The organism is Prosthecobacter fluviatilis (assembly GCF_055388355.1).
Genome location: NZ_AP043782.1, coordinates 3,568,393 through 3,594,398, shown reverse-complemented (window position 1 = coordinate 3,594,398; position 26,006 = coordinate 3,568,393). Strand labels below are relative to the sequence as shown.

At 62.1% G+C, this 26,006-nt stretch carries 22 protein-coding genes; 12 read left to right on the top strand and 10 right to left on the bottom strand.

Annotated features, from left to right (window positions below; all coding sequences use genetic code 11):
- The 4 genes from ACZ5WW_RS13915 to ACZ5WW_RS13900 all read right to left on the bottom strand — a co-directional run bounded on the left by ACZ5WW_RS13915 (position 1) and on the right by ACZ5WW_RS13900 (position 4,319).
- Positions 1-1,290, bottom strand: a complete 1,290-nt coding sequence (locus tag ACZ5WW_RS13915) for an aminopeptidase P family protein (RefSeq protein WP_377168574.1) — start codon at positions 1,288-1,290, stop codon at positions 1-3.
- Between the two features lie 70 nt (positions 1,291-1,360).
- Positions 1,361-2,464, bottom strand: coding sequence for a PDZ domain-containing protein (locus ACZ5WW_RS13910; protein WP_464694151.1), 1,104 nt, complete (start codon positions 2,462-2,464; stop codon positions 1,361-1,363).
- 4 nt (positions 2,465-2,468) lie between these two features.
- On the bottom strand, positions 2,469-3,458 hold the full coding sequence (locus tag ACZ5WW_RS13905; protein ID WP_377168570.1) for a S1C family serine protease: 990 nt from the start codon (positions 3,456-3,458) through the stop codon (positions 2,469-2,471).
- Between the two features lie 72 nt (positions 3,459-3,530).
- Positions 3,531-4,319, bottom strand: a complete 789-nt coding sequence (locus ACZ5WW_RS13900; protein WP_377168568.1) for a hypothetical protein — start codon at positions 4,317-4,319, stop codon at positions 3,531-3,533.
- A gap of 113 nt (positions 4,320-4,432) precedes the next feature.
- Between ACZ5WW_RS13900 and lpdA the strand changes: the two genes are divergently transcribed.
- On the top strand, positions 4,433-5,809 hold the full coding sequence (gene lpdA / locus ACZ5WW_RS13895; RefSeq protein ID WP_377168566.1) for a dihydrolipoyl dehydrogenase: 1,377 nt from the start codon (positions 4,433-4,435) through the stop codon (positions 5,807-5,809).
- Positions 5,810-5,867: 58 nt separating this feature from the next.
- On the opposite strand, the gene ACZ5WW_RS13890 is transcribed toward lpdA, so the two are convergent.
- Complete coding sequence (locus tag ACZ5WW_RS13890; protein WP_377168564.1) at positions 5,868-6,596, bottom strand: hypothetical protein; 729 nt, start codon at positions 6,594-6,596, stop codon at positions 5,868-5,870.
- Positions 6,597-6,985: 389 nt separating this feature from the next.
- Between ACZ5WW_RS13890 and ACZ5WW_RS13885 the strand changes: the two genes are divergently transcribed.
- Positions 6,986-7,957 (top strand): amidohydrolase family protein, encoded by a 972-nt coding sequence (locus tag ACZ5WW_RS13885; protein ID WP_377168562.1) that lies wholly within the window; start codon positions 6,986-6,988, stop codon positions 7,955-7,957.
- A gap of 193 nt (positions 7,958-8,150) precedes the next feature.
- Here ACZ5WW_RS13885 and ACZ5WW_RS13880 read toward each other — a convergent pair whose 3' ends face one another.
- From ACZ5WW_RS13880 to ACZ5WW_RS13870, 3 genes are read right to left on the bottom strand one after another with little or no spacing between them, the layout of a single operon-like run.
- Positions 8,151-9,287, bottom strand: coding sequence for an ABC transporter permease (locus ACZ5WW_RS13880; protein ID WP_377168560.1), 1,137 nt, complete (start codon positions 9,285-9,287; stop codon positions 8,151-8,153).
- Positions 9,284-10,210, bottom strand: a complete 927-nt coding sequence (locus ACZ5WW_RS13875) for an ABC transporter ATP-binding protein (protein ID WP_377168558.1) — start codon at positions 10,208-10,210, stop codon at positions 9,284-9,286. Before ACZ5WW_RS13875 ends, ACZ5WW_RS13880 begins: the two co-directional genes overlap by 4 nt.
- A gap of 2 nt (positions 10,211-10,212) precedes the next feature.
- On the bottom strand, positions 10,213-11,172 hold the full coding sequence (locus tag ACZ5WW_RS13870) for an HlyD family secretion protein (protein ID WP_377168556.1): 960 nt from the start codon (positions 11,170-11,172) through the stop codon (positions 10,213-10,215).
- Positions 11,173-11,289: 117 nt separating this feature from the next.
- Between ACZ5WW_RS13870 and ACZ5WW_RS13865 the strand changes: the two genes are divergently transcribed.
- Together ACZ5WW_RS13865 and ACZ5WW_RS13860 are read left to right on the top strand one after the other, a co-directional pair.
- The gene (locus tag ACZ5WW_RS13865; protein WP_377168554.1) at positions 11,290-11,970 is read left to right on the top strand and encodes a thiamine pyrophosphate-dependent enzyme; all 681 of its coding nucleotides are present in this window, start codon (positions 11,290-11,292) and stop codon (positions 11,968-11,970) included.
- Positions 11,897-12,358 carry a thiamine pyrophosphate-dependent enzyme gene (locus ACZ5WW_RS13860; protein ID WP_377168552.1) on the top strand — a complete coding sequence of 154 codons (462 nt, stop codon included), beginning with the start codon at positions 11,897-11,899 and terminating at the stop codon, positions 12,356-12,358. Before ACZ5WW_RS13865 ends, ACZ5WW_RS13860 begins: the two co-directional genes overlap by 74 nt.
- Positions 12,359-12,376: 18 nt before the next feature.
- Here ACZ5WW_RS13860 and ACZ5WW_RS13855 read toward each other — a convergent pair whose 3' ends face one another.
- Positions 12,377-14,941: a DUF7133 domain-containing protein gene (locus ACZ5WW_RS13855; protein ID WP_377168550.1), complete on the bottom strand. Its 2,565-nt coding sequence runs from the start codon at positions 14,939-14,941 to the stop codon at positions 12,377-12,379.
- A 91-nt stretch (positions 14,942-15,032) separates the two neighbouring features.
- On the opposite strand from ACZ5WW_RS13855, the gene ACZ5WW_RS13850 reads away from it, so the two are divergent.
- Positions 15,033-15,773 carry an AraC family transcriptional regulator gene (locus tag ACZ5WW_RS13850; protein ID WP_377168548.1) on the top strand — a complete coding sequence of 247 codons (741 nt, stop codon included), beginning with the start codon at positions 15,033-15,035 and terminating at the stop codon, positions 15,771-15,773.
- Between the two features lie 7 nt (positions 15,774-15,780).
- Here the strand turns inward: ACZ5WW_RS13850 and ACZ5WW_RS13845 are convergent, their stop codons facing one another.
- Positions 15,781-16,383, bottom strand: a complete 603-nt coding sequence (locus tag ACZ5WW_RS13845) for a GNAT family N-acetyltransferase (protein WP_377168546.1) — start codon at positions 16,381-16,383, stop codon at positions 15,781-15,783.
- 121 nt (positions 16,384-16,504) lie between these two features.
- On the opposite strand from ACZ5WW_RS13845, the gene recD2 reads away from it, so the two are divergent.
- The 7 genes from recD2 (at position 16,505) to ACZ5WW_RS13810 (ending at position 26,005) form a co-directional block, all read left to right on the top strand.
- Positions 16,505-18,682 carry an SF1B family DNA helicase RecD2 gene (recD2, locus tag ACZ5WW_RS13840; RefSeq protein WP_377168544.1) on the top strand — a complete coding sequence of 726 codons (2,178 nt, stop codon included), beginning with the start codon at positions 16,505-16,507 and terminating at the stop codon, positions 18,680-18,682.
- An 18-nt stretch (positions 18,683-18,700) separates the two neighbouring features.
- A complete protein-coding gene (locus ACZ5WW_RS13835) occupies positions 18,701-20,056 on the top strand; it encodes a hypothetical protein (RefSeq protein WP_377168543.1) in 1,356 nt (451 codons plus the stop codon).
- 96 nt (positions 20,057-20,152) lie between these two features.
- Positions 20,153-21,169, top strand: a complete 1,017-nt coding sequence (locus tag ACZ5WW_RS13830; protein WP_377168541.1) for an AAA family ATPase — start codon at positions 20,153-20,155, stop codon at positions 21,167-21,169.
- A complete protein-coding gene (locus tag ACZ5WW_RS13825; protein ID WP_377168539.1) occupies positions 21,166-22,962 on the top strand; it encodes a hypothetical protein in 1,797 nt (598 codons plus the stop codon). The genes ACZ5WW_RS13830 and ACZ5WW_RS13825 overlap by 4 nt, the downstream gene beginning before the upstream one ends.
- Before the next feature lie 22 nt (positions 22,963-22,984).
- On the top strand, positions 22,985-24,049 hold the full coding sequence (locus ACZ5WW_RS13820; RefSeq protein ID WP_377168537.1) for an ABC transporter ATP-binding protein: 1,065 nt from the start codon (positions 22,985-22,987) through the stop codon (positions 24,047-24,049).
- Positions 24,046-24,450: a GxxExxY protein gene (locus tag ACZ5WW_RS13815; protein WP_377168535.1), complete on the top strand. Its 405-nt coding sequence runs from the start codon at positions 24,046-24,048 to the stop codon at positions 24,448-24,450. The genes ACZ5WW_RS13820 and ACZ5WW_RS13815 overlap by 4 nt, the downstream gene beginning before the upstream one ends.
- 109 nt (positions 24,451-24,559) lie before the next feature.
- On the top strand, positions 24,560-26,005 hold the full coding sequence (locus tag ACZ5WW_RS13810) for a hypothetical protein (RefSeq protein WP_377168533.1): 1,446 nt from the start codon (positions 24,560-24,562) through the stop codon (positions 26,003-26,005).
- The last annotated feature ends 1 nt before the right edge of the window (position 26,006 follow it).

The following is a 26,006-nucleotide window of genomic DNA, read 5'->3' as shown; positions in this document are numbered from 1 at the left end:
TCAGCGCTTCATCAGGGCCTCGATCTCATCCGCCTCGATGGGGATGTGCGCCATGAGGTCGATGTTTTCCTTCTCGCCGATGAAGATGTTGTTTTCCAGTCGCACGCCCAGCTTCTCCTCGCGGATGTAGATGCCGGGCTCCACGGTGAAGACCATGCCTGCCTGCACCGGCTTCCACATGTGGCCCACATCATGCACGTCGATGCCCAGCGGGTGGGACGTGCCATGGGGAAAGTATTTCTTGTACGCCGGCCTTTCGGGGTCCTGCTTGGCCACGTCTTCGGGCGTGATCAGGCCCAGCCCCAGCAGCTCCTGCTCCATCATCCTGCCCACCTGCTCCTGGTACTCGCGGATGATGACACCCGGGCGCAGGATCCTGCAGCACTCTTTAAAGACGCGCAGCACCGCGTCATAGACCTGGCGCTGGCGCGGGGTGAACTTGCCGTTCACCGGGATCGTGCGCGTCAGGTCGGCGTTGTAGTTGCCGTAGTTCGCCGCCACATCCAGCAGCAGCATGTCGCCGTCCTGGCACTGGCAGTGGTTGGTGATGTAGTGCAGCACGCAGGCGTTGGCCCCGGTGGCGATGATCGGCGTGTACGCAAAGCCGCGCGCACGCTGGCGGATGAACTCATGGCAAAGCTCCGCCTCGATCTCAAACTCATGCACCCCCGGCTTCACAAACTTCAGCAGACGATTGAAGCCGTCTCCCGTGATGCGGATGGCCTCGTTCAGCGCCGTGATTTCATGCGGGCTCTTGATCACGCGCAGCTCGTGCATCAGCTGCGCCAGGCGGTGGTAGCGGTGCAGCGGGTACTCATGCTGGCAGCGCCGCGTGAAGCGCATCTCCCGTGTCTCCGTGGGGATGGTGGCGCGGGTGTGCTCGTTCGAGTTGAGAAACACATGGTCCGCCTGGCACATCACGCTGCGGAACTGCAGTTCAAAATCCTCCAGCCAGTGCACGCGCGCGATGCCGCTGCGCTCCTTCGCCTGCTCCTTGGTCAGCTTCTCGCCCTCCCATACGGCGATGTGCTCGTTCGTCTCCCGCACAAACAGCATCTCCCGCTGCTTCGGGTCCGCAGCGTCAGGGAACAGCACCAGAATCGTCTCCTCCTGGTCGATGCCGCTCAGGTAAAACTGGTCGCTGTTCTGGATGAAGCTCAGCGAGCCGTCCGCATTCGTCGGCAGCACGTCATTGGCATGCACAATCACGAGCGACCTTGGCGGCAGCTTCGCATACAGATGCTCACGGTTCGAGGCAAACAGTTCGGCTGGCAGGGGTTGGTAGCGCATAGGAGTTAGGGCAGGCGTCCCGCCTGCCGCTGGAGCCGAAGTTGCACGCAGCCCCGCTTCATGCACCACATTATTTCGCAGGCACCGCCTTCGGCGGATGCCGGTCGGCCTGGATCCACTGCCTGGCTTCCGTCCAGAAGGCTTCCACCGGCAGGGCAAAGGTGGTCACGCGGTCCACGCGGGCGATGTTGATGCCCACCACCTTGCCCTCCAGCGTGGCCACGGGGCCGCCCATGTCGGTGGGGAGCAGCGGGATGTCGTGCTGGAGCACTTCGGGAAAGTTGTCGCTGCGCAGGGACACACCGCCATTGGCAAAGTCCTCGCCCTCCCAGTTGTGCAGCACCTTGGTGCGGCTCGCGAGGCGGATGCGGCAGCTTTCTTCCTTCCCTTGGCGCAGGTAGCGGATGTCGATGACCTCCCCCGGCTGGCGTCCTTTGATGATGTCATACACACGGCGGGACGCTGCCACCTTTTCCCCCGCGATGGTGATGAGCAAGTCCTCCTCCTGCAAACCGGCGGCTTCGGCCGGGCTCTCGCTGGCGATCCCGACAATGCGCACGCCTTTGCCGTCCTTGGTGGGTTTTTCGTCCATGCGGATGCCCATGGCGGCCCCCTCGCCCGGAATCTTGCGTGGCTTGGCGCTCACGATGCCGATGCGTGGTGCCCCACCTCCCTCGGCCACACTGCACAGCCACTGGCCCAGGGTCAGGGCATGCGCCTCGCCAAAGGAAACCGTACGCAGGCCGGTGATGCCGACGGCCTGCGCCAGCACCAGGTCCAGCCTCGTGTCGCGGTGCACCTCGCGCAGGTCGGCAGAGCGCCCGTCGCTGAATTTGATGCGCGTTTTCTGCAGTTCGGGCACCTCGCTGGCCTTGATCAAAACGTAGCCGTCCTCACCCACGATGGTGGCGGTGCAGAGGGTGCGCCCCAGCGGGCTCTCGATGCTCGCGCAGCAGGCGGTGGTGAGCTGCCTGAGCTTTTCGACGGCGGCCAGGGTGTTCTTTCCGTTGGTGCGGTCCTCCTGCGCCAGGGGCGCACGCGGCGGGTCGGCATGCACCAGCACGGCGCAGAAAAGCAGGAGCAGGGTGGAATGAGGCAGCACCAATGACCCAACACCCCGTGCGCCAGCTGCGGCGGGCTTTCGGTCGCGAGTGACTGGCTTCCCTTTGGTCATCGCATCACTGCCCTTCATCCTGTGGTTTTTGCGCCAGCTGCACGGAAAGGTCGCGCTCCTTGCCGTGCGTGCGCAGTTTGATCTTGAGCGTGTCGCCCGCGGCGCGGGCCCGCACGGTGGCGCTGAACTGCTGCTGGTCGGTCATGGCGTCCCCGTTGACGCTCAGGATGATGTCCCCGGCCCGGATCCCGGCCTTCAGTGCCGGCGAGCCCTCGATCACGTCGGCCACCTCCAGGTCCAGGCTGTCGTTCATCACGGTCGCCACCCCCAGGTAGCCCCCCGCACCCATGCCCCAGGTTTTGATCACCTGGGACTTCTGCATCGCCTCCCAGGAGCGCAGAAAGGGGGCCATGGACACGTGCACATTCTGGTCCCGGCCCTCCCAGATCTGGCTGTGGATGCCGATGACCTCGCCGTTGAAATTAAACAGCGGCCCCCCGGAGTCGCCGCCCATCAGCACGCAGTCGCTGTGCAGGCTGTTGGCCGTCTGCTTGATGATCTTGCCCACTCTCAGCACCGGGCCGCGTGCCTTGTCAAACCCGCCGGGATGCCCCAGGGCAAAGCACCACTCTCCAGGCTGCACTTTGGCCACTTCCCGGCTCAGGCTCACATAGGGCCAGGGTTTTCCACGGTCTTTCAGCCGGGCCAGGGCGGCATCCGTCGTTTTGTCCAGCCCCAGGGATTGCGCCGTGGTCACGGTCCCGTCTTCCAAGATGATTCTCATGTCCTTCCCCGGGTCATTCGGCACATGGGCGGCCGTTAGCAGCAGCCCGTCCGCCGAAATGATCACCCCGCTGGCCGTGCCGCCTCCGGTCTGGATGGCCACCAGCGCCTGGCGCACCCGGGGCAGGAGCTTCTGCACGTCATTCTGGATTTCCTGCAGGGCGGCGATGTCTGTTTTCGGCGGCTTGTCAATGCTCTGACGCTGCTCTGCCGCGTTTGCGCGCCCACACAGCAGGGCCACGATCAGCAGAAGGTGAAATGAAGTGTGCATTTGAATCAACCAAAACCAACGGCTCAACTGCGGGAAAGTTGCCAGATTTGGCTCTTCTGTTCAAGCCAAGTCTCAGTCTTCTTCCGCCGGTTCCCACAGCTTCGTCGCCCCAGGCAGCACCGCCGAGGCGCCAGGCGGCACCAAGGCGATGACGAGATCCACCGGGATGATCACGCCATCGAGGTCACGGCGGAAATTCCGTGCATGCGCATCCGTGATGAGAATGCCATCCCGTTGGCGATACCACGTCACTCCATGCACGTCGGGATTGATGATGTGGGTATCGTCCACCCGCTCAAAGCCGTGTGCCGCGAAAAACGCCTCCGCGTCCTCCAGCGTGGCGGGCAGGTTCTCATCCTCTGGGATGAACGGCTGCTCCACCGCCATTTGCGGCTCATGGTCCGAGCCAGTGACTTTGCCCAAGTAATGGGTGCGCATCCCGAAAACATCCGTCATTACCGCCCAGCGTCGCAGATACTCTGAAGGCAGAGCCGCCCTCATCATGAGGCGGGTTTTGTTCTGAAAGGTGCGCGGGTCGAGCAGCTTTGTCTCGTCCATGATCCGGCCGTAGAAGCCGGGCAGGGTATGTTTGATGACTTTCCCCAAGGTTTCGGAGCCGTAGAGAGCATGTTCTCCGCCCACACCCATGGTGTCGGAAGGAGGTTCTTCTGCGTTCGGTTCTACGGCAAGCCGTCTCAGCTCGCCTTCACGGGCGACTGCGTATGACCGCTGCGAATTCCAGCCATAATGGATTTGCGCATCTGCTCCGCTGATACGCGCGGCTGATTGGAGCAGATCGCGAACAGCTTTTTTGGGTCCGTAATGATGACCGCCTTGGGTTTCATAATGCCAACGTAACATAGGTTACCTGGCCGTCATCTGGAAAAGTCCCGCCCCGGGAACCCTGATTCACCGGTTGAACATCCCTTCCGGCTGCGCTTCTCTCCACCCCTCACTTTCTTCCTCAAAAATACATGAACTACGACCTCATCGTCATCGGCGGCGGGCCTGCGGGCTACGTCGGAGCCATCCGCGCAGCTCAACTCGGCAAGAAAGTGGCCTGCGTCGAAAATGACCGCGCCGGGGGCACCTGCCTGAACTGGGGCTGCATTCCTACCAAGGCCCTGCTGAAAAACGCCGAGCTCTACCACACCCTGACCCACCGCGCCGAGGAGTTTGGCCTCAAGATCGGCAGCATCGAGTATGACTGGTCCAAGGTCATCGGCCGCAGCCGTGGCGTCAGCGACAAGCTCAACAAGGGCATCGAATTCCTCTTCAAAAAGAACAAGGTGGACTACCTGCGCGGCACCGCCAGCATCCCCGCCGCCGGCAAGGTGGAAGTCACCGCCGCAGACGGCAGCAAGGAGACCCACGACGCCGCCAACATCCTCATCGCCACCGGCGCCAAGAGCCGCCCCATGCCCGGCTTCCCCTTCAATGGCAAGACCGTCATCGGCAGCAAGGAGGCCCTCACCCTCGCCGAGCAGCCCAAGAGCGTCATCGTCATCGGCGCGGGCGCCATCGGCATTGAGTTCGCCTACTTCTTCAACGCCTACGGCACCAAGGTGACCGTCGTCGAAATGCTGCCTGACATCCTTCCGGTGGAAGACACCGAAGTCAGCAAGACCCTGGAAAAGAGCCTGACGAAGGCCGGCATCCGCATCCTCACCAACACCAAGGTCACCGGCACCTCCGAAGACGGCAAGGGCGTGAAGATCAGCGTCGAAGGCGCTGCCAATGAGACCCTTGAGGCAGACGTCTGCCTCGTCGCCATCGGCGTGGCCCCCGTGCTGCCCGGCGGCATCGAGCTCAAGCTCACCGAGCGCGGCTGGCTGCAGACCGACGACCGCTACCAGACCTCCGTCAAAGGCATCTACGGTGCCGGCGACATCATCGGGCCGCCCTGGCTCGCCCACGTGGCCAGCTACGAGGCTGTGCAGTGCGTGGAAGGCCTCTTCACCAAGCACAAGCCCAAGAAAGTCGGCGTCTTCCCCGGCTGCACCTACTGCCATCCGCAGGTGGCCAGCATCGGCCTCACCGAGCGCGCGGCCAAGGAGAAGGGCCTCAAGTTCAAGGTCGGCAAGTTCCCCTACGTGGCCAGCGGCAAGGCGCTCGCTGCTGCGGAGCCCGAAGGCTTCGTCAAGATCCTCTACGGCGAACCGCACGGCGAGATCATCGGCGCGCACATGATCGGCAGCGAAAGCACCGAGATGATCGCCGAGATCGGCCTCGCCATGAATCTGGAAGCCACCTGGGACGAAATCGAAGCCACCATCCACGCCCATCCGACCCTGTCGGAAATGGTCAAGGAGGCCACCGAAGTCGCCAAGGGGCATCCGATTCACGTGTAAGTAAACGGAGCTGACATTTCTGATCACTTATGCGGGCAGCCAGTGATGGCTGCCCGCTTTAGCAACAAGGCGGAGGTGGAAAAACAGGAGACGACCTGGTCAGCCGTTCCATCTCCTCTTTTCGCGCTGCGCGGGCGTTTGGATCGCTGAGAAAACTAAATCTTGCCCCTTGCGGAGCTCTGGAAGGATACAAATAGCCCGCCTCCAACAGGCGTAGCCGTGATTCCCCGATTAGATCCTGATCGAGAACATTCTGGTAACCGAAGCCTGGAAGTCCGGCTAAAATAATCGGTTTCTTCATCTTTTGAGCACGGGCAATCGTCATCTCGAGCAACCAGAAAAAGTGATGGGCGTGAACGTTCTCAAATTGCAATTGCCCATCGGTCACCGGTGTTTCGAAAGAAGTTTTTTTGCCGCCAAATTGCAGGGTAATGACCTCGCCGACTTTCAGGACCGGATTGAAAATCGCATAAGCTGAAGCCCAAGCATCGTCCGTTCGACCGTGTTGCAACAACTCCGGCATGACGTTGGAGGCAAGTGGAAATGGACTCCATGAAGGAGTCATTGTGAGGGGGGCAGTAGGCAGAACGTATTTGCGTGTCAGATCACAGCGTCTTCGTGTCTTCCAAACTGTGTCACTTTGATCTTCAACATTGATCAGCCACTCGAATTGACCGGTAAAGAAATCCGCTGTGATCTGATTCTTTTGGGGCCATTTCTTCAGAACACCTATTAGATAGCAAAAGGTGTGAACTGGTTCGGTGCTGAGTTCTTCGAAGGTGTACACATCATACGATGCAGAGTTTGAGATGCTTCTTCAAGGCCGTTGGGCTTTAGAGGCACGCTGAGATGCCGTCTTGCGTGACCGATCTTTGCCTTTATCCTCAACCAAGTGTCACTCGCTGCCCATTCACTGCTGAACATGGGCCGTCTGGATCGCACGGCGATCTCGGTGGGCACATTCGAGGATCAGTGGCGCGAGGATTACGAGTGCTGGATGTCGCATCCGGCGCGTGAACGCTTCCTGTTTATCGAAAAACTGCGACTGGTTTACTCTGGAGAGTCTGCTCTCAGACGATCTGATCGAGTTTTTGAGGTGTCTGATCTCAGAGAGAGTTGAGATTCCAGAGCGAAACTCGACAGGATCATCCCGTAGTGACATCTCCATCCTCCACCATGAACCGCCGCCAGTTCCTCCACACCGCCTCCGCCTCAGCCGCAGCCCTCGCGGCTTCCTCCTGCACCACGACCACACGCAGGGCGGACAAGCTCATCATCGACACCCACCAGCATCTCTGGGGCGGAGATTTCGTGAATCCGCCGTGGGTCAAGACAGCCCCGGAGGTGCTGCAGCACACGTTCCTCACGCCTGAGTATCAGGAAGCTTTCCACGGCCTCAACGTGAAGGCCATCTACATGGAAGTGGACGTGGCTCCGAAAGACCACATCAAGGAGGCCGACGCCATCGTCGCGCAAATCCGCGCACGCAACACGCCCACTGTCGCCGCGACCATCGGCGGGCGTCCGGCTTCTCCGGATTTCGAGAGCTACGTGCAGCGCTATGCCGGTACTGGCATCGTCAAAGGCCTGCGCCAGGTGCTGCACGGTCCTTCTACTCCACGCGGTTACTGCCTGCGCCCCGACTTTGTGCGCGGCGTGCAGACCCTCGGCAGGCACGGCCTCAACTTCGAACTCACCATGCGCCCCACGGAGCTGCACGATGCCGTGAAGCTCATCCAGCAGTGCCCGGAGACACACTTCGTCCTCGACCACTGCGGCAATGGCGACCCCAAGGCCTTCAATCCCAAGCTCGGCCCCGGCCTCCCGCGCACCTGCACTGCCGACGGCTGGAAGCGCGGCATCGATGCCGTCGCCGCGCAACCCGGCGTGATGTGCAAGATCAGCGGCATCGTCGCCTTCGTCCCACCCGGTGAATGGCGCGCTGAAGACCTCGCGCCGGTCGTCAATCACTGCCTCGACGCCTTCGGCCCCGACCGCGTCTTCTTCGGTGGCGACTGGCCCGTCTGCCTCCTCGGCAGCCGCGTGCGCGGCTGGGTTGAGGCGTTGGATCAGATCGTGGCCTCACGTCCCTTCGCCGACCAGCGCAAGCTGTGGTCGGGCAATGCGACCAGGTTTTACCAGCTATAAGCAAAGGGTTACGCTAGGTCCAAGGCGAAGCACGTGGGCCGTAGGATGGGTGTGGCGTAAGCCCGCCCGTCCATCAGCGCACGGCAACGCACCATGGCTTACGACACGCTCATCGTCGGGCGGTTTGGCGAAGAGAGTTCTGTTGGCGTGGGTAAAATTGGCACGCCAAACACACCCAACCTACGACCAGGCATCAGTCCAGCGTCTGCCGATACCTCAGCACGCCCACGATCAGCGCCACAATCGCAAACAGCCCGATCTGCCACAGTTGCAGCGAGATGTCCGCAAAGGTGTTCCCCTTCAGCAGCACTCCGCGCACGATGCGCAGGAAGTGCGTCAGCGGCAGCACCTCGCCGATGGCCTGCGCCCACTGCGGCATGCCCCGGAAGGGAAACATGAAGCCCGAAAGCAGCAGGGAAGGGAGGAAGAAAAAGAACGAGCCCTGCACCGCCTGCAGCTGGTTGGTCGCCAGCGTGGAGAAGGTGATGCCCACCGCGAGATTGGCCGCGATGAACACAAACGCCGCCACAAACAGCAGCCCGATGTTTCCCACAAACGGCACGTGAAACAGGAAATGCGCCGCGAGCAAAATGAGCACCACCTGGATGTAGCCCACAAACAGGTAGGGGATGATCTTCCCCAGCAGCACTTCAAACGGCCTCGTGGGCATCGAGAGCAGATTCTCCATCGTGCCGCGCTCCCGCTCGCGCGTGATCGCCAGCGCCGTGATCATGACCATCGTCATCGTCAGCACCACGCCCATGAGGCCGGGCACGATGTTGTACTGCGTGATCGCCTCGGGATTGTACAGCGCATGGATGCGCAGATCGATGGGCGCATCACTCTGCGCCAGGTAAGACAGCGGGCCTTTGAAGTCGTTGATGAGCGCCGTGGTCAGCAGCGGGCGCAGGATGTTGATGGCGTTGCTCGTCGCGGCAGGATCGGTGGCATCCGCTTCGATCAGCACGGTCGGCTTGTCCCCGCGCAGCAGGTCGCGTGAAAAATCCTGCGGGATGGTGATGACAAACTGCACCTCCCCATGCTCAAGCACTTCGCGTGCCTCATCCTCGCTCCGCACCTGCCGCACAAACTCGTAGTAGCCGCTGTTGCGGATGGCGCTCAGCAGCGTGCGCGCCTGCGGACCGTGGTCGTTCACCAGCACGGCGGCAGGCAGGTGCTTGGGGTCGGAGTTGATGGCATAGCCAAACAGCATGAGCTGCAGCAGCGGAATGCCCACCATCATGCCAAAGGTCACTCGGTCCCGCCGCATCTGGATGAACTCCTTGATGATGATCGCCAGGAAGCGCGTGATGGAAAAGTAGCGCTTCATGCGGCAGCAAAGTTGTCCTTCGATTGGTCCATCAGGTGGATGAACACGTCCTCCAGCCCGGAGCGGATCAGCGTCCATTCATGATCCTTGCGGAAAGGTGCGATGGCCTGCTCCAAAGCCGCTGCATCGCCACCGCTGACATGCAGCGAAGTGCCAAAGGCCACCGCCTGATGCACGCCCGGCTTTCCACGGAGCGCCCCGGCAAGCTTCAGCAGATCGCCGCCTTTGACCTGCCAGGTGGTGAGATGCGCACTCTCAATCACCTGCTGCACCGTGCCGTGGGTGAGCAGATCGCCATACGCGATGTAGGCCAGCCGGTGGCAGCGCTCGGCCTCGTCCATGTAGTGCGTGGTGATGAGAAACGTGAGACCCTCGGCGGCCAGCTGGTGGATCTGCTCCCAGAAATCTCGCCGCGCCTTTGGGTCCACGCCGGCGGTGGGTTCGTCCAGCAGCAGCAGCTTGGGCTCATGGATCAGGCAGGCCGCCAGCGCCAGCCGCTGCTTCCACCCGCCGGACAGCTGCCCTGCCAGCTGGCGGTCACGTCCGGCCAGACCCAGGCGCTCAATGGAGGCGGCCACTGCATCCCTGCGGTTTTTCACGCCATACATCCGCGCCACAAAATCCAGATTCTCGCGGATGCTCAGGTCCTCGTAAAAGCTGAAGCGCTGCGTCATGTAGCCCACCTGCTTTTTGATCTCCTCGCTCTGTTTGATGACATCAAATCCCAGGCACGAGCCGCTGCCTTCGTCCGCCTTCAGCAGACCGCACAGCATGCGGATAAAGGTGGTCTTGCCGCTGCCGTTCGGGCCCAGGAATCCGTAGATTTCTCCGGTGCGCACCTGCAGGTCGATCTCGTTCACAACGGTGCGCGTGCCGAATCTCTTCGTCATGCCCTTCACGTCGATGGCCAGTTCCTCGCTCATCTTCAGGGCGCAAATTCGACATCCACCGGCTGTCCAGGATGCAGCTTGGCCGCCACCGCATCGTCAAACTTCAGCTCAATCATGAACACCAGCTTGCTGCGGTTTTCCTGGCTGTAGATCACCGGCGGCGTGTATTCGGCCTGCGCCGCGATGAAGCTCACCCTGGCCTGCAGCGCCTCAGCCGCCCCATCCAGACGCACCTTCACCGCGTCGCCTGCCTTCAGCTTCGTCAGCCGTGTTTGTGGCACAAAGGTGCGCACCTTGATGTTCGCCGGCGGCAGCAGGGAAACGACGGGCCGGTTCGCCGCCACCATCTCGCCCTCGCGATACAGCGTGTCATTCACCACGCCGGCCTGCGGGGCGCTCTGCTGCTTCTGCGAGAGGTCCCACGCCGCCTTGGCCAGCGTGGCCTCGCGTGCCTTGACCTCCGCCTCCAGCGCCGCCACCGCATCGCTGCGCAGGCCCAGCGCGGCGGTTTTCAGGTCCGCCTCCAGCTGCTCCACGCGCCGCTGGTTTTGGATGTTCAGGCTGCGGGCCTGGTCCGTGCTTTCCACCGCCACCGCCCCCGATTTCGTCAGATCCATCTGCCGCGCGAACTCGATTTCCGAGAGCGCCAGCGCCTCACGCGCCTGCTTCAGCTGCGCCTCCAGAGACGCGATCTCCGTCGGTCTCTTGCCCTTCTTTGCATCTGCCAGCGTGTTGTTCGCCTGCTGCAGCCGGTGCGCTGCTTCATCACGCGCCGCTGTCTCCGCCACATCCTCCAGCGCAAACAGCACATCTCCCGCCTTCACCTGCGCGCCACGCTGCACGTGCAGCTTCGTCAGCCTTCCGCCCAGCGGCGCAGACACATACACAAACTCACCCTCCACATACCCCTGCAGCACATTCGACGGCGGCTTCTCGCAGCCCAAAAGCCCGACGATCATGACCAGGACGCCGAGGGAGAGATACAGCTGCTTCATGATGGGATGGAGAATGGCACACCGGTTACCCCGTTATGCGTGAGTTGCAAGATGTGGCCGCCTACGCTTCAAGGCCAGGCTCGACTTTCTCACTCGCTGCTTCAATGTGATCGTCCGATGAGCACGTCAGACGCAACGGATCATTCGCTGGCCGCAGTCAACGCGGAACTGACTCCGGCGGACAAAATTCAGCTCCTTCGACAGATGCACCGCATCCGTGCCTTTGAAATAACGGCATTGCAGCATTACCAGGCTGGCCGCATGGGCGGCTTCCTCATTCTGCAGATCGGTCAGGAAGCCATACCGGTGGCCGTCCGCTCCATGATGGGTCCGCAGGATCATAGCATCTGCAGCCTTCGTGGCATGGGCACTGCCATCGTGTCGGGAATGAGCATGCGGGAGGGCATGGCGGAGCTGTTTGGCAAGGCCACAGGCTGCGCCCGGGGCAGGGGAGGCCTCTTCGGCTTCTACGCTCCCGAGCATCGTCACTGGGGTGGCCACGGCTATGCCGCCACACAAACGGCCCTGGCGGCAGGTCTCGCCTTTGGACTCAAACATCAGGAAAAACGCGGTGCGGTGTTCTGCTTTCTTGGCGATGGCGCCGTGAACCAGGGCACCTTTCACGAGTCATTGAATCTCGCCTCCCTCTTCAGCCTTCCGGTGATCTATCTCATTGAAAACAACGGCTACGCCATGGGCACCTCGGTCAAGCGCTCCTCCGCTTTTGAAGGTTCGCTGGCCCCGCGCTGCGGGCTACAACATCGAGTGGGATCTCATCAATGGCGACAGCGTCTATGAAATTCGCACAAAGCTGCAGCCCGCCATCGAGCGCGCCTATCGCGATCAGCGCCCCAGCGTTCTGGAGATCGCGACCTGCCGCTTCGAAGGGTTCACCGTCGCGGACGCCAACAAGTTCAAGTATCGGACGAAACTTGAAGTCGAAGACCGGTGCCAAAACCACGATCCCTTGCAACTCTGGGCGGCCCAGTTGCAGAGCGAGAATGTGGTGGATCAGCAGGCTGTGAAGCGCATCAGATCAGTCGCCTTGGCGGAAGCCAGGGCTGCGGCTGAATTTGCCAAATCGAGCCCCTGCCTGCCTCCTGCCGCAATCATGACCGACATCTACTGGGAGGTCGATTGCGCCACTGCAGCAGGCACCACGGGACGTCATCTTTTCAGCCCGTGATGCTCGCAGCGGGCGGGCTCACTTCACCACACCCAGCACCTCCAGCTCATGGATGGACCAGTAGGTCCCCTTCACCTCGCCGGTCTGTGAGATGCGGATCGCTTTGGCCTTCATCGGCTTCGGGAAAAGATACTCCACAGATCCTGCCTCGCCTTTGCCCTGCAGCACGGGCTTCTCCCATTCGGTGCCGTTGAGTGAGAGCTCAATCTTGTACTGGCGCGGGTAATCATTGTGGGACTTGCCGGTGTCGAGCACGAGGCCGGAGATGTCGGTGGCTTCGGGCAGCTCAATTTGAAACCACATGTCCGGCGTCTGCGGCTTGTGGGTGTCCCAGCGCGTGGTGATGTCTCCATCAATGGACTTGCCAGCCTCCTTCTCCCCGTGGCTGGCGCTGAGCTTCCACGCGCTGCGGTTCTTCAGCGGCTGCGGATACAGCGCCTGCAGCTCCTCGATGGTCCAGGCCGTGGTGCGCTTGGAGAGTTCCTTGCGCAGCTTTTCCACTTCCTTCTTTTGCACCAGCTTGCCGTTGTTGCCAAAGGCCTTGCGGATGTAGCTGGTCACGTCGGCGATCCACTGGTCGTTGTTGCTGGACATCGGCACCATCTGCGCCTCGTAGGTCTTGCCGTTGATGGGTCCGGTGAGGCCGTTCATCATCACGCGCACGATCGCGTCTCCCTGAACAGCTGTCTTGGAGCCTGCAAGCGGCGGAGCCAGCGTCGCGCCTTCACGGCCTGCAATCGGCATGCCCGCGCCATCAAAGCCATGGCAGGCGAAACACAGCGAGCGGTAGATCTCCTGACCGCGCTCCAGCTGCTTCTTCTCATCCTTGCTGAAGCTGCCGCTGATCTTGGGGGCCTCCACCAGAAGCTGTGCGCCGATTTCTCTCACACCCAGGCTGCTCGATGTCATCAGCACCGTCTGCGCCTCCAGCTTCCAGTTGGGCCAGTTCAAAAGTCGGCTGGTGTAGAGCGTCTGCAGCACCACGGTCGGATCTTTGTCGGTGCGCATCGCCTTGATGTCGGCGACCAGCGCCGTGTCACCCTTTTTAAGCAGCGTCTCCGCCACGCGGATGCCACTCGCACGCATTTGCGGATGCTCGTCCTTCATCGCCGTGCGGATGATTTCAGGCGTCAAGGCGTCCAGCCCTTCCAGCGTCCACAGTGCATGCAGGCGGGCCAGGTGGTTCTCATGCTTCGCCGCCATCTCAATGAGGGCAGGCACCACGGACTTGTCGTTCTTCACCACCAGCATGCGCTGTGCGGTGTCGCGCCAGAAGCCGTTCGGATGCGTGAGATGCGCCACCAGCTGCGCGGGTGTTTCACCGATCATCTTCGGCTGCGGACCCGGCTTGAAATCCTTGTGCACCAGACGCCACACGCGGCCGTGGCCGATGACGTGCTGCATGCCGGTGGGCTCGATGGCACCGCGCAGGAAGCTGCCCGGCTTCACCCAGTTGCCTTCCTGAATGATGCCGCGATACGCGTCCACGATGTAGAGGCAGCCATCAGGGCCGGTCGTCATGTTCAGCGGGCGGAAGTTCGGGTCGCTGCTGCGGATGAACTCGCTCATCTGTTCCTCATACGGATTCGTCACCGTGGTGATGCCATCCTTCATCTCCACAATCGAACGCCGGATCAAACGCCCCACCGGCTCCGGCAGAAACACATTCCCATACAGCTCCTTCGGCAGGCGGTCACCCCGATAGACGGTCTGCCCCGCGCAGCCGGTGAAGTGGTTCAGGCGCAGATCCTCCGGGGAGTGGAAACGCCCCGGCCCGCCCTGAAAATCTCCCAGCGCCACGATGGGCCACACGGTGTCGTATTTCTCGCTCTTCTGCTGCGGCACATTGATCGCCGCGTAGAGGATCGGTGCCTGGTAGTTCCACAGGCCCTTTTCACCACCGGCGTTGCTCCACCACATCTTGCCGTAGTCATCCTGCGCCAGCCCCCACTGCCCGCCATTGGGCGCGGTGTTTTCCTTCAGCGGTGCTTCTTTGCCATTCCAGCGCAGGCGGTAGCCGTTGTAGGTGGTGTAGATCCAGTTGTCCAATCCCCACACCAGTCCGCTCGGCTGATGCTCCATGTTCCCGCCGCGCGGTCCGCCCACATACCAGGGTGCCTGCTCATCCGCCACGCCGTCGCCGTTTGCATCGCGATGCAGCGTGATGTCGTTTGTGTCCGTGATGCCCACCAGCACCCGGTCATCCAGCGGCAGCACCATGCGCGGCAGCAGGATGTTGTCCATATAGACGCTGTGCTTGTCAAAGACCCCATCACCCTTCGTCGATTCATGCAGCGAGATGCGGCTCTTCGGTGTCAGCTCGTCCGTGCCGTCGATGTCCTGCATGTACGTCCGCATCTCCACCACATACATTTTGCCATTGCCATCAAACGCGATCGCCGTCGGCTCCTTGATGATCGGATCGCTCAGCACCAGCTCCAATGAATAGCCGTTCGGCAGCTCGATCGTTTTCAGCTCCTCCTCAGGGCTCAGCGCCTTGATGGGAAAGGTGTAGGTCGGCTTGGTCTGCGCAAACGCGGCGGCGCTGGCGAAGAGGAGGCAGGAGAGAATACGGAGGTTCATGACGGACGGTGGTTGAAATATCGCCATAACATACTCCTGAAGCCCCTCGTTCGTTTGGTGACAGGCTGCCAATCTTTGTTAAAATCCGGCCATGCCGCTGCCGCGCCTCCAAGCCGATTTCTTCGCCCGGATCGCCGATCCCCAGGGCGTCCGCGCCATCTTTGAGCACATGCCCGGCGTCTTCTTTTTCATGAAGGACGACCGGGGCCGCCACATCGCCGCCAACAGCGCCACCTTCCAGCGTTTCGGCATCAGGAGCGAGCGCGAACTCGTCGGCGCCATGGATGAAAAATTCTTCCCGCCTGAAGTCGCCAAGGCCTACCGCGAGGACGATCAAAAAGTCATCCGCAGCGGCAGGCCGCTCATCAACCGCCTCGAAGTCTGGTATGATGAGCAGCGCAATCTGAACTGGTTCCTCTGCACCAAGCTGCCGGTGAAGGACAGGCGCGGCAAAGTCATCGGTGTCATGGGCATCACCCGCCGCGATGAAGACCGCATGCGCCATCACGACGTGCGCGAGGTCGCCGCCGCCATGCATTTTGCAGACGAGCACTGCCAGGAGGCCGTGACCACCGGAGATCTCGCCCGCGCTGTGGGCGTCTCAGAGCGCCACCTGCACCGCAAGCTCCGCGCCGCCCTCGGCCTCAGCCCCTACGAGCTGCTCCTCCGCACGCGCATTCAGTCCGCCGCCGAGGCCCTGGCCAAATCCTCCACGCCCATCATCCAGATCGCCCTCGATCACGGTTTCTGCGATCAAAGCGCCTTCACCCAGCAGTTCCGCAAACGCACCGGCATGACACCCCGGGAGTTTCGCCGCAGGCATCAGGGGTGACCAGCTCTCATGCATCTGCGGCAGCGGCGCGTAAAAAGCCAAGCCTCCGGCGCAGGCTGTTCGCGGCCGATGTGTCCGGCAGCAGCGTTTCATCCAGCCTGAGCGTCAGCTCCCATCCGCCATGGGACTGCTTCACATGCGCCGCACCCAGGTTTGCCCACCAGGTCAGCATCACGTGGTTTTCATCCATCACATACGCCACAAACTGCCTCAGACCAGCCTCCTGCGCTTCCGCCCACAGCACTGCCAGCAGGAGCGTGCCCACGCCCTGGCCCTGAAACTCATCCGCCACCGTAAAGGAGACCTCCGCGCTGTCCTCCAGACCTTCCGAGCGCCAGTACGAGCCGCCGCCCACGCCAGGAATGTCATCGTTGTTTTCGATCACAATGACCCACGTCCGGTGCTGCCCGTCGTCATTCGTACACAGCCGCTCGATGAATTTCGGATTCGCGCCCTGGACGCGCGTCCAGAACCTGAAGTACGTCGATTCCGGTGAAAGCCTCCTGAACGCATCCGTGATCCGCTCCCGGTCATCCGGCGTCAGCGGGCGCAGGATCACAGGGAGCCGATCGTTCAGCAGCAGGCGGTAACTGGGCAGCAGGGCGGACATCAGGCGCAATAGAGTCTCATCAGCTACGTGAGCAAACACCTGTTGGTGACACTGAATGTTCACGCCCCACGTTCAGCAATCGGAGTTTGTGAGGAGCCCCATCCATGTCTAGCCTGCGCTCATGCCACCCTCTCGCTCCACCGCCAAGCCCGAAGTCCTCCGCGGACTCGTGGACCGCGTGGTGTTTCACAATGAAGACAACGGCTACTGCATCCTCAAAATCGTCCCCGCAGGCCGTCAGGACGTGGTCAGCCTCATCGGCAAAGCGCCGCGTGTGGTCGCCGGGGAGGAGTTCGAAGCCCGTGGCGTGTGGGAGCCCAACCGCGACTTCGGCCCCCAGTTCAAAGCGGAAGACATCAAGCTCCGCCGGCCGGACTCCCTCGCAGGCATCGAGCGCTACCTCGGCAGCGGCTTGATCGAAGGCATCGGGCCCAAGTACGCCAAGCGCATGGTCGAGAAGTTCGGGCCCAAGGTCTTCGACATCATCGAAAACGAATCCAAAAAGCTCGAAGACGTCGAAGGCGTCGGCAAAAAGCGCCGCCTCGAAATCCGCGAGTCCTGGATGAAGCAGAAGTCCATTCACGGCATCATGCTCTTCCTGCACCAGCACGGCATCAGCTCCTCACGGGCCCTGCGCATTTACAAGACCTACGGCGAAGAATCGCAGGCCGTGCTGAAGGACAATCCCTACCGCCTCGCGCAGGACATCCGCGGCATCGGTTTCAAAACAGCCGATGACATCGCCTATCAGCTCGGCGTCGCCGAGGACGCCCCCGAGCGCATCCGCGCAGGGATTTTGCACGTGCTGGAAACCGCCGCCGGCAGCGGTCATTGCTGCGTCCCGGAAACCGAGGTGATCAAAAAGGCTGTCGAATTGCTCGGTGTGGAGGCCTTGGTCGCCCCACAAATCGATGCGCTCATTGCCGAGGACAAGGTCGAGCGGCACGACACCTTTTTATACCTCCCCTACCTCCGCGCCGCAGAGCAGAGCATCGCGGCGAATGTGCGGTCGCTCGCCGCCCTGCCCGCAGCCTATCCGAGCATCGACGAAGACGCCGCCCTCGCCTGGGTGCTGAAAAAGACCGGCAAGGAGCTCGCCGCCAGCCAGCAGCATGCCGTGCGCGAGGCCCTGCGGCATCGCCTGCTCATCATCACCGGCGGCCCCGGCGTGGGCAAGACCACCATCCTCCGCAGCATCCTGCTCATTCTGCAGAGCAAGCAGATCAAGCTCGTCCTCGCCGCGCCCACCGGACGCGCTGCGAAGCGCCTTTCCGAAAGCACCGGCCTTGAGGCCAAAACGCTGCACCGCCTGCTCGAATACCAGGGCGAAGGCCAGTGGGGCCGTCATCGTGGCAAGCCCCTCGCCGGCCATCTCTTCGTCGTCGATGAAGCCTCCATGATCGATGCCCCGCTCATGGCGCAGTTCCTCTCCGCATTGCCCGATGGCGCGCACCTCCTCATCGTGGGAGACGCAGACCAGCTCCCCTCCGTCGGCCCCGGCATGGTGCTGCACGATCTCATCGCCAGCGAGAAGGTGCCCTGCGTCAAGCTCACCGAGATCTTCCGCCAGGCCGCCAGCAGCCGCATCATCACCAGCGCGCACGCCATCAATCGCGGCCAGGTGCCCGATCTGAAGCCCGCGCGCAGCAGCGATTTCTTCTTCCTCCGGGAGAGCGAGCCCGAGGAGATCAAGCACACCCTCGTCGAGCTGGCTCATACCCGCCTCGCCACCAAATACGGTCTCGATCCCATCCGCGACATCCAGGTGCTCACGCCGATGAATCGCAACCTCCTCGGCACCCTTTCCCTCAATCAATCTCTCCAGCTCGCGCTCAATCCACCCAACGAACTCAAGTTCGAGATCGAGCGCTTCGGCGTCACCTTCCGCGTCGGCGACAAGGTCATCCAGACCCACAACAACTACGACAAGGAGGTCTTCAACGGCGACATCGGCCACATCGTCACCATCGATCCCGATCCCGTGAAGATCCACGTCCGCTATGACTCCGACCGCCTCGTCGCCTATGAGCCCGGAGAACTCGACGAGCTTCAGCTCGCCTACGCCCTCAGCATCCACAAAAGCCAGGGCAGCGAATTCCCCTGCGTCATCATTCCCGTCAGCACCCAGCATTATGTCCTGCTGGAGCGCAGCCTCATCTACACCGCCATCACCCGCGCCAAAAAACTGTGCGTCCTCGTTGGCGACGAGCGCGCCCTCTCCCTGGCCGTCAGCCGGCAGGAAAGCCGCAAACGCTGGACCGGTCTGCGCCAATTATTGTGCTCGTCATCCGGCGGCTGATCGGGTATGAGTCCCGGCATGATGGATCAAGCCCAGCTCTCTCATGCCTGGTTGCGGCAGGCCCGCCGTACACGGCGCAAGGTGAATGCCGGCTGGTGGCTCGCGCGTTCCATGCCCCTGATGGTGATGGCCGGGGTGGTCGGATTTGCCGCCATCTTTCTGCTGCGCTCGCGTGGCATGGAGCTCGGCTGGCATGCTGTCTGGCCATGGGCGCTCTCTGCGCTGGCGGCCTTGATCATCACCGGCTGGCTGCTGGCGCGGCGTCAGTTCATTTCATCCTCGCAGGCCTTGGTTCGTTTGGAGTCCGAGCTGCATCTGCACAATGCCCTGACGACGGCGGTGGCAGGCCGTGGCGTCTGGCCGGCCATGGTTCCTGCTGCAGATGACGGCTGGCGCTGGCGCTGGCAGACTGTGGGCGGCCCCGTCGTGGCCTTTGCCGCCAGCCTGGCGCTCGCCATCTGGCTGCCTGTGGCGCAGGACGCCGAAGCCAAAGAGCCGACAGTGGAGCCCCAGGCCTGGGCGCAGATGGAGGACTGGCTGCAAAAGCTCAAGGAAGACCAGATCATCACCCAGGAGGAAAAAGACGAGCAGCTCGCCAAGATTGCCGATCTTCGCGACCAGCCGCCGGAAAAGTGGTTCAGCCACGAGAGCCTCCATGCGGGAGACACGCTCAAGGAGCAGCTGCAGCGTGACATCAGACAGCTCGCTCAAAACCTCGCCGCGGCGGAGCGCAGCCTCAATGCACTCAAAAACTACGCCGACCAGCTTTCCGTGGAGGCCAGGGAGCAGCTGCTCAAAGACTTCGACCAGGCGCTTGCAGACATGAAGTCCGGCAGCTTGGAGCTTGATCCCAAATTGCTCGAAGCCATCACCGCCATCGATCCTAAAAATCTCCAAGGCCTCTCCAAAGAGCAGATGAAACAGCTCGGCGAATCCATGAAAAAGAAAGCGGGCGCCTGCAATGGCATGTGCAAAAACCCCGGCTTCCTGGGTGATGGCGAAGGCGAGGACGATGCCCTGGCAGAGGCCCTGGGCCTGCAGAAAAAACAAGGCTCTGGCATGGGTGATGGCGATGGCGAAGGCCCCGGCAACGGCGGCGTCTCACGCGGCCCGGGCACCGCGCCGCTGACCTTGTCCGATCAGGAGAACGATTTCGGCACCGACAAAAAAGAGGCGGTCTCCAACACAGACCTCTCACGCGCCCAGGTGGGCGACATGCTCGCGCTGCAAAATGGAAAACATGAGGTGGACAAGACCGCCCGTGGCCCCCAGGCCGCAGGTGCGGTGCAAAACGCCGGGCAGGGTGGCGAGCAGGTCTGGCGCGAGTCCCTGACCCCGGATGAGAAGGCCGTGCTCAAGCGCGTCTTCCGCTGAGCACTGCCGCCGGAAGACGTGGCACTTTGTATGAAATGTATGTGAAGCGCCCTTTTCATCTCGACTTCACGCCTTGGCTCTTTTTTAGTCTGAAGAATGACAGACGCCTACGCCTCAGACTCAGAGATCCAGTCGGCATCCCTACCCGTCGATGCCCTGCGGCGGACCCTGAATGAAGTGCTCTTTGGGCAGGGCGAGCTCATCGAACTCGTGCTCTGCGGCGTCATTTCACGCGGTCACGTGCTGCTTGAGGGGCTGCCCGGTCTCGGCAAGACCGAACTCGTGAAAGGCCTTTCAAAAGCCCTCGGCCTCACCACACGTCGCGTCCAGTTCACCCCCGATCTCCTGCCGGGAGACATCACAGGAAATCCGGTGCTTCAGGAGGTTGACGGCAGGCGCGAGTTTGTATTCCAGCCGGGGCCCGTGTTCACCAATCTGCTTCTCGCAGACGAAATCAACCGCGCCTCCCCCAAGACACAGTCCGCCCTCCTTGAGGCCATGCAGGAGCGCCGTGTGACGGTGCTCGGGCAGACACATGCCCTGCCAGACCCTTTCTTCGTCCTCGCCACGCAGAACCCCATCGAGCTCGAAGGCACCTATCCGCTGCCGGAGGCGCAGGTGGACCGCTTTTTGTTCAAGCTCGAAGTGCTGCGCAATTCGCCCGAGACGCTGGCAAAGATCGTCACCCAGCGCGAGCTTGGCGTGGAGCCCCAGGTCGCCTCCGTGGTCACTCGCGAGGCCTTTGTGCACATTCAGGCGACCGCGCGGCGCATCTTCCTGCCAGAGATCGTGGCGGACTACATCGCGCGCATCGTCGATGCCACGCATCCCGGGCAGTCGCAGGCGGCGCAGGGCGTGCGCTTCGGCGCCAGCCCGCGTGCCGCGCTGAGTCTGGCGGCCGCTTCCAAGGCGCGCGCGCTCATGCACGGCCGGCCAAATGCAAGCTTTGAAGACGTGCAGGCCCTCGCGCTCCCGGTGCTCAATCATCGGGTGCTGCTGGACTACACCGCGCGCATGGATGGCAAAACCAGCGCCGGTGTCGTGCGTGCCATCCTGGCGGAAGTGCCCGTGCAAAAGCTCGCGACACCACGCACCCTGAAGGAGGCCGCATGAGGTCCTTTCACCACCTGCTGCTGGGGGCGGTGCTGCTGGTGGCTGCGGCGGCCCGTGCTCAGCAAAACATCGTCAATGAAGATCTTGACCCCGCTTCCGGCACACGGGTTCAGGTGCGCAGTGTTTTTGATCCTCTGCCGCCTTCCGGCTATGCGCCCATGCGCATCGTGGCGACAAACGGCACGCGCAGGGACGCCCGCTGGAGCTTCGACTTTCATTCGCAGACCCAGCACTACCGGCGCCAGAGCGAGCATGACAGCAGCTTCGCGCTGGACGTGCCTGCACGTTCCACGCAGTCCGCGTTGTTTCTGGTGCCTCTTGCCGTGGATTACGCAGCCAGCAGTTCCGGGGGTTCCGGCCACATGCTGAGAGTGGGCATTTCAGGCACGGGCTTTGATGAGGCGCCCAAGTTTGAACATGAGAACCGCAGCTCAGGGTTTCCGTCCCTGGCGCTTAGCGAGTCCCTGGCGGAGTTCAGCATCACACAGCTCAACAAGGAGGTGGAGGCAAAGCTCAGCTCAGGCCACGGCAGGTACTATGGCGGCACCATGAGCTTCGGCTGCCGCTTTGAGCCTGCAGACCTGCCGGACTCATGGCTGGGGTACAGTGGGTTTGATTTCGTGCTGCTCAGCGGCGCGGACTGGCAGAAGCTGAAGCCGGCGGTGAAGCGTGCCCTCTACGAATGGGTGCGGCTCGGCGGCAATCTGCATGTGTACCTCTCTCCGGGCACCTACTCGGAGTCCCTCGGTCTGCCGGATATTGCCAGTGCGGGCGCGCACAGTGTTTCTCTGGGAAAGATCGTCACCCTCAGCTGGGACGGCAGGACCCTCCCCGCATCCCAGACGGTGAGCCGCTACTGGAGCGAGGAGCAGCGTTTGCACAGCCTTGCGTTGCACCATTCAAAAACAGGTGACTGGCCCCTGCTGGGGCTGCTCGGCACGCGCAGCTTTGCCTCCTGGCAGGTGATTGTTTTCCTGGTGATCTTTGGCCTGCTGGTAGGCCCGGTGAACCTCTTTGTCCTGGCTCCCGCAGGCAGGAGGCACAAGCTTTTTGTCACCACCCCTCTGCTCTCCATCGGCGCCAGCCTCGTCATGGTGGTGCTGATCCTCCTGCAGGATGGCACGGGCGGGGTCGGGCGGCGTTTCGTCGTGGTTGATCTCGAACCGGACGAAGCCGCAGCCTATGTGACCCAGGAGCAGGTTTCCCGCACCGGTGTGCTGCTGGGCGCAGGTTTTGAGATGAGGCAGCCTGTGCTCGTCGAGCCGCTCGTCATGCCGGACACACCGTGGGCGAAACTCAAAAACACCCCCGGCGGGCAGCCCACGAACCTCATCCAGGACGGGCAGGAGCGTCGCGGCAATTTCTTCCAAAGCCGCGCCGAGCAGGGGCAGGTGCTGCGTGCCGCCGTCTCGACTCGCGCACGTCTTGAACTCAAGACCGGTGCCGCGCCTGATGCCGCACCGACGCTCATCTCAGCGCTCGGCTTCACGGTGGAGGAACTGTTTTATACCGATGCAACGGGCGCGCACTGGCAGCTGGAAAAACCGCTCAGCACCGGCCAGAGCGCCACGCTGGTCAAGGCGGATGCTGTCGCGAAAAACCCCTGGCTGGATGCGGCCCTTGACCCCGCCGTGAGCTCGCTGCGGAAAGTGCTCAACGACGCCACGACGAACCGCCGCTCGTTCTTCATCGCAAAGGCCCGCAAGGCCCCCGATTTCACCCTCGGCACCCTGTCCTCCATCCGCTGGGAGGATGATCGCATCGTCATCTTCGGCCCCGTGGCGCAGCCCTGAACTCCGCATCTTCGTCAATTTCATGCCATCGTCCGTTTCCCATTCCTCTCCCGCTTGCGAGATCGACCGCAGCCAGCCTGCCGTCGTGGTGGAGGATCTGCACCGCAGCTTTGGCAGCCTCAAGGCGGTGGATGGCGTCTCCTTCAGCATCGACCACGGGCGCGTGGTCGGTTTCGTCGGCGCCAATGGTGCCGGCAAGACCACCACCATGCGCATCATGGCCACGCTCGACTCCCCCGGCAGCGGCAGCGTCTCCATGGGCGGGCACAATGTCGTGCATCATCCCGCCAAAGTGCGCCGTCTGCTCGGCTGGATGCCGGACAGCTTTGGCACCTACGAGCACATGACCGTGCTCGAATACCTCGACTTCTACGCACGCGCCCTCGGCTTCAAAGGCGCAGACCGTCTCCGGCGCATTCAGGAGGTCATGGATTTCACCGACCTCACGCCGCTGGCAGACCGCATGAGCAACAAGATGTCCAAAGGCCAGACCCAGCGCCTCTGCCTCGGCCGCGCGCTGCTGCATGATCCGCAGATCCTCATCCTCGATGAGCCTGCCGCAGGTCTCGACCCCAAGGCGCGCGTTGAACTGAAGAACCTCATCCGCATCCTCGCGCAGGAGGGCAAGACCATCCTCATCAGCTCCCACATTCTCAGCGAACTCGGGGAGATGTGCGACAGCCTGCTCTTCATCGACAAAGGCCGCATCGTGCATCATGGCGACGCCGAAAGCATGGTGCGCGGCACCGAGACCGCTGGCGAGACAATGGTGAATGTGCAGCTCGCCGGCGAACCCGCCAAGCTCATCGAATGGGCGCTCACCGCCCCGCTGATCAAGGTCGAAGAAGAGACCAGGCGCGGCGCGCGTCTGCGCATTCAGGCTGCCGATGACGCCACCCTCTCGGGCGTCCTTCGCCGCATGATCCAGGACGGCCTGCCCGTGCTCGACTTCCACCGTGAAGAGCGCCGTCTCGAAGACGCCTTCATCGACATGCTCGGCCAGATAGACAAGAACACCTTCAAATCCCCGCCGCCCGGAGGGTTGCCGCAAAAAAACGCAGAAGACGCAAAAAAGGAGGGATTATGAATCTAAAGTTCAAGGATCCGGTTTTTCAGTTGTGTGATGTCATTCGAGAGACGGCATTTGCAGCGCACAAATTTCATGGACCAGGTCATCTGGAGAAGATCTATGAGAATTCACTGGCCAACCGGTTGCGCAAACAGGGTTTGCAGGTTGAGCAGCAGGTGCCCATGAATGTGTATGACGAAGATGGGGCGCTGCTAGGTGATTATTTTGCTGATCTTTGGGTGGAGCGGCAGATCATCCTGGAGCTCAAGGCTGTGCGTGCTGTGCTCAACGAGCACACCGCGCAACTGCTTGGCTATCTGCGCAGCTCACGCTGCGAGCATGGGCTTTTGCTGAACTTTGGAGCGGGCCGTTTTTACATCCGCAAATTTGTGCTCTCCGAAGCCATGGCTGCGTTATGACAAATTCTGAATTCATTGCCGCAAGGAAACGAAGAATACAAAAAGGGAGGGTTCTGAATCAGAATCCCTTTTTTGCGTCTTTTTGCGTCTTTTTGCGGCCATCCCACTCATGAACGCCGCACCCGTCATCACAGACTTTCCCGACCGCCTCTCACCGATGGTGGTCAAGGAGCTGCGTCAGGGGCTGCGCACCCGGCTTTTCGGCGGGGTGCTGGTCACGCTGCACCTCATGCTGGTCCTGCTCACCCTCATGAGCGGTGGCGCGGAAAATGCCGCGGCGGTCAGCGGGTGGTTTGACGGCATCATCACGCTCGTTCTCTGCATCATCATGCCGCTGCGTGGCTTTTCCGCCGTGGCGGATGAGCTGAAGTCAGGCACGCTGGACATGCTCGCTCTCACGCGGCTTTCCGCAGGGCGCATCATCTTTGGCAAGTGGGCCGCCATCGCCTCGCAGTCGCTGCTTCTCATGCTCAGCATCATGCCTTATGTGGTCGCACGTTTTGTGTTCGGCGGTCTGGATCTTTTTGGAGAGGTTGCCGCGCTGTTCTACAAATGGCTGGCTGGCCTGGTGCTGGCGGCGGTGATCGTGGCGCTCTCGACTCAGCGCCAGTTTTGGCTGCGTGCCGTCGTTGTTTTCCTGCCGCTGATGATGACTGGCTGTGGCGCGTTTTCTTTGATAATCATGTCACGCATGGGCGGCGGCATGTCTTCCGGTAGGGTGTTCACTTTCTTCACCAAGTCGGGCGGTGGCAGCACCCTGCTCCTGGTGGTGGCACTGGCCGCATGGGCCGTATTTTTCTTTCTCAGCCTGGCGGCCACCCGCATCGCTCCGGCGGCCTCCCTCCTCAGCGTGGTCAAACGCTCCGTTCATCTGGCCATGTTCCTGTCCCTGATGCTGCTTGGCTGGCTCACCGGCTCCGCCGCCGCCATGGGCGTCACCGTGGCCGGTGTGCTCTCGCTGCTGATGATGGACGCCCTCACGGAGCGTGTGAACGAAGTGCCCTCCGTCTACGCCGCGTTTTATCAGCGTGGCTGGCTCGGGCGCGCCGCACTGTGGCTGCTGGCCCCGGGCTGGGTCACAGGGCTGGTTTACTCGGCGTTGCTGGTGGCGCTCGCCGCATTTTACGTCAGCTGGAGCCGTGGCACGGAGGAGGCAAAGTTTGTCTTCATTGGCGCGTCCGGCACCTGCATGATCGCCGCCCTGCTGCAGTTGTTTCCCACCCGCAAGTCTCGCGACCTGCTCCTGCCGTTCATCGTCTTCTCGCTGTTGGTCAACGTGCTCTTGGTGAGCTTGGGCAGCCTGCTGCTGCTGCCCCTGAAAATCAAGAGCACCACCGCCTGGTTCAGCACGGCACTCCCCCAGCTTCTGCCGGCAGGGTATGCAAACGCGCAGCCGGGGGACAAGGCGGCCCTGCTCCAGCTCGGCCTGCTCACTTCCTCTGTCTGGCCTGCGCTGCTGCTGGTCGCCGCAGTGCTTGCCTGGCGTCATGCGCGTGCCGCCAGGCAGGAGGGCCTGCGCATCGTTCACGCTGCGAAAGGAGGCGCTGCTGTCTGAC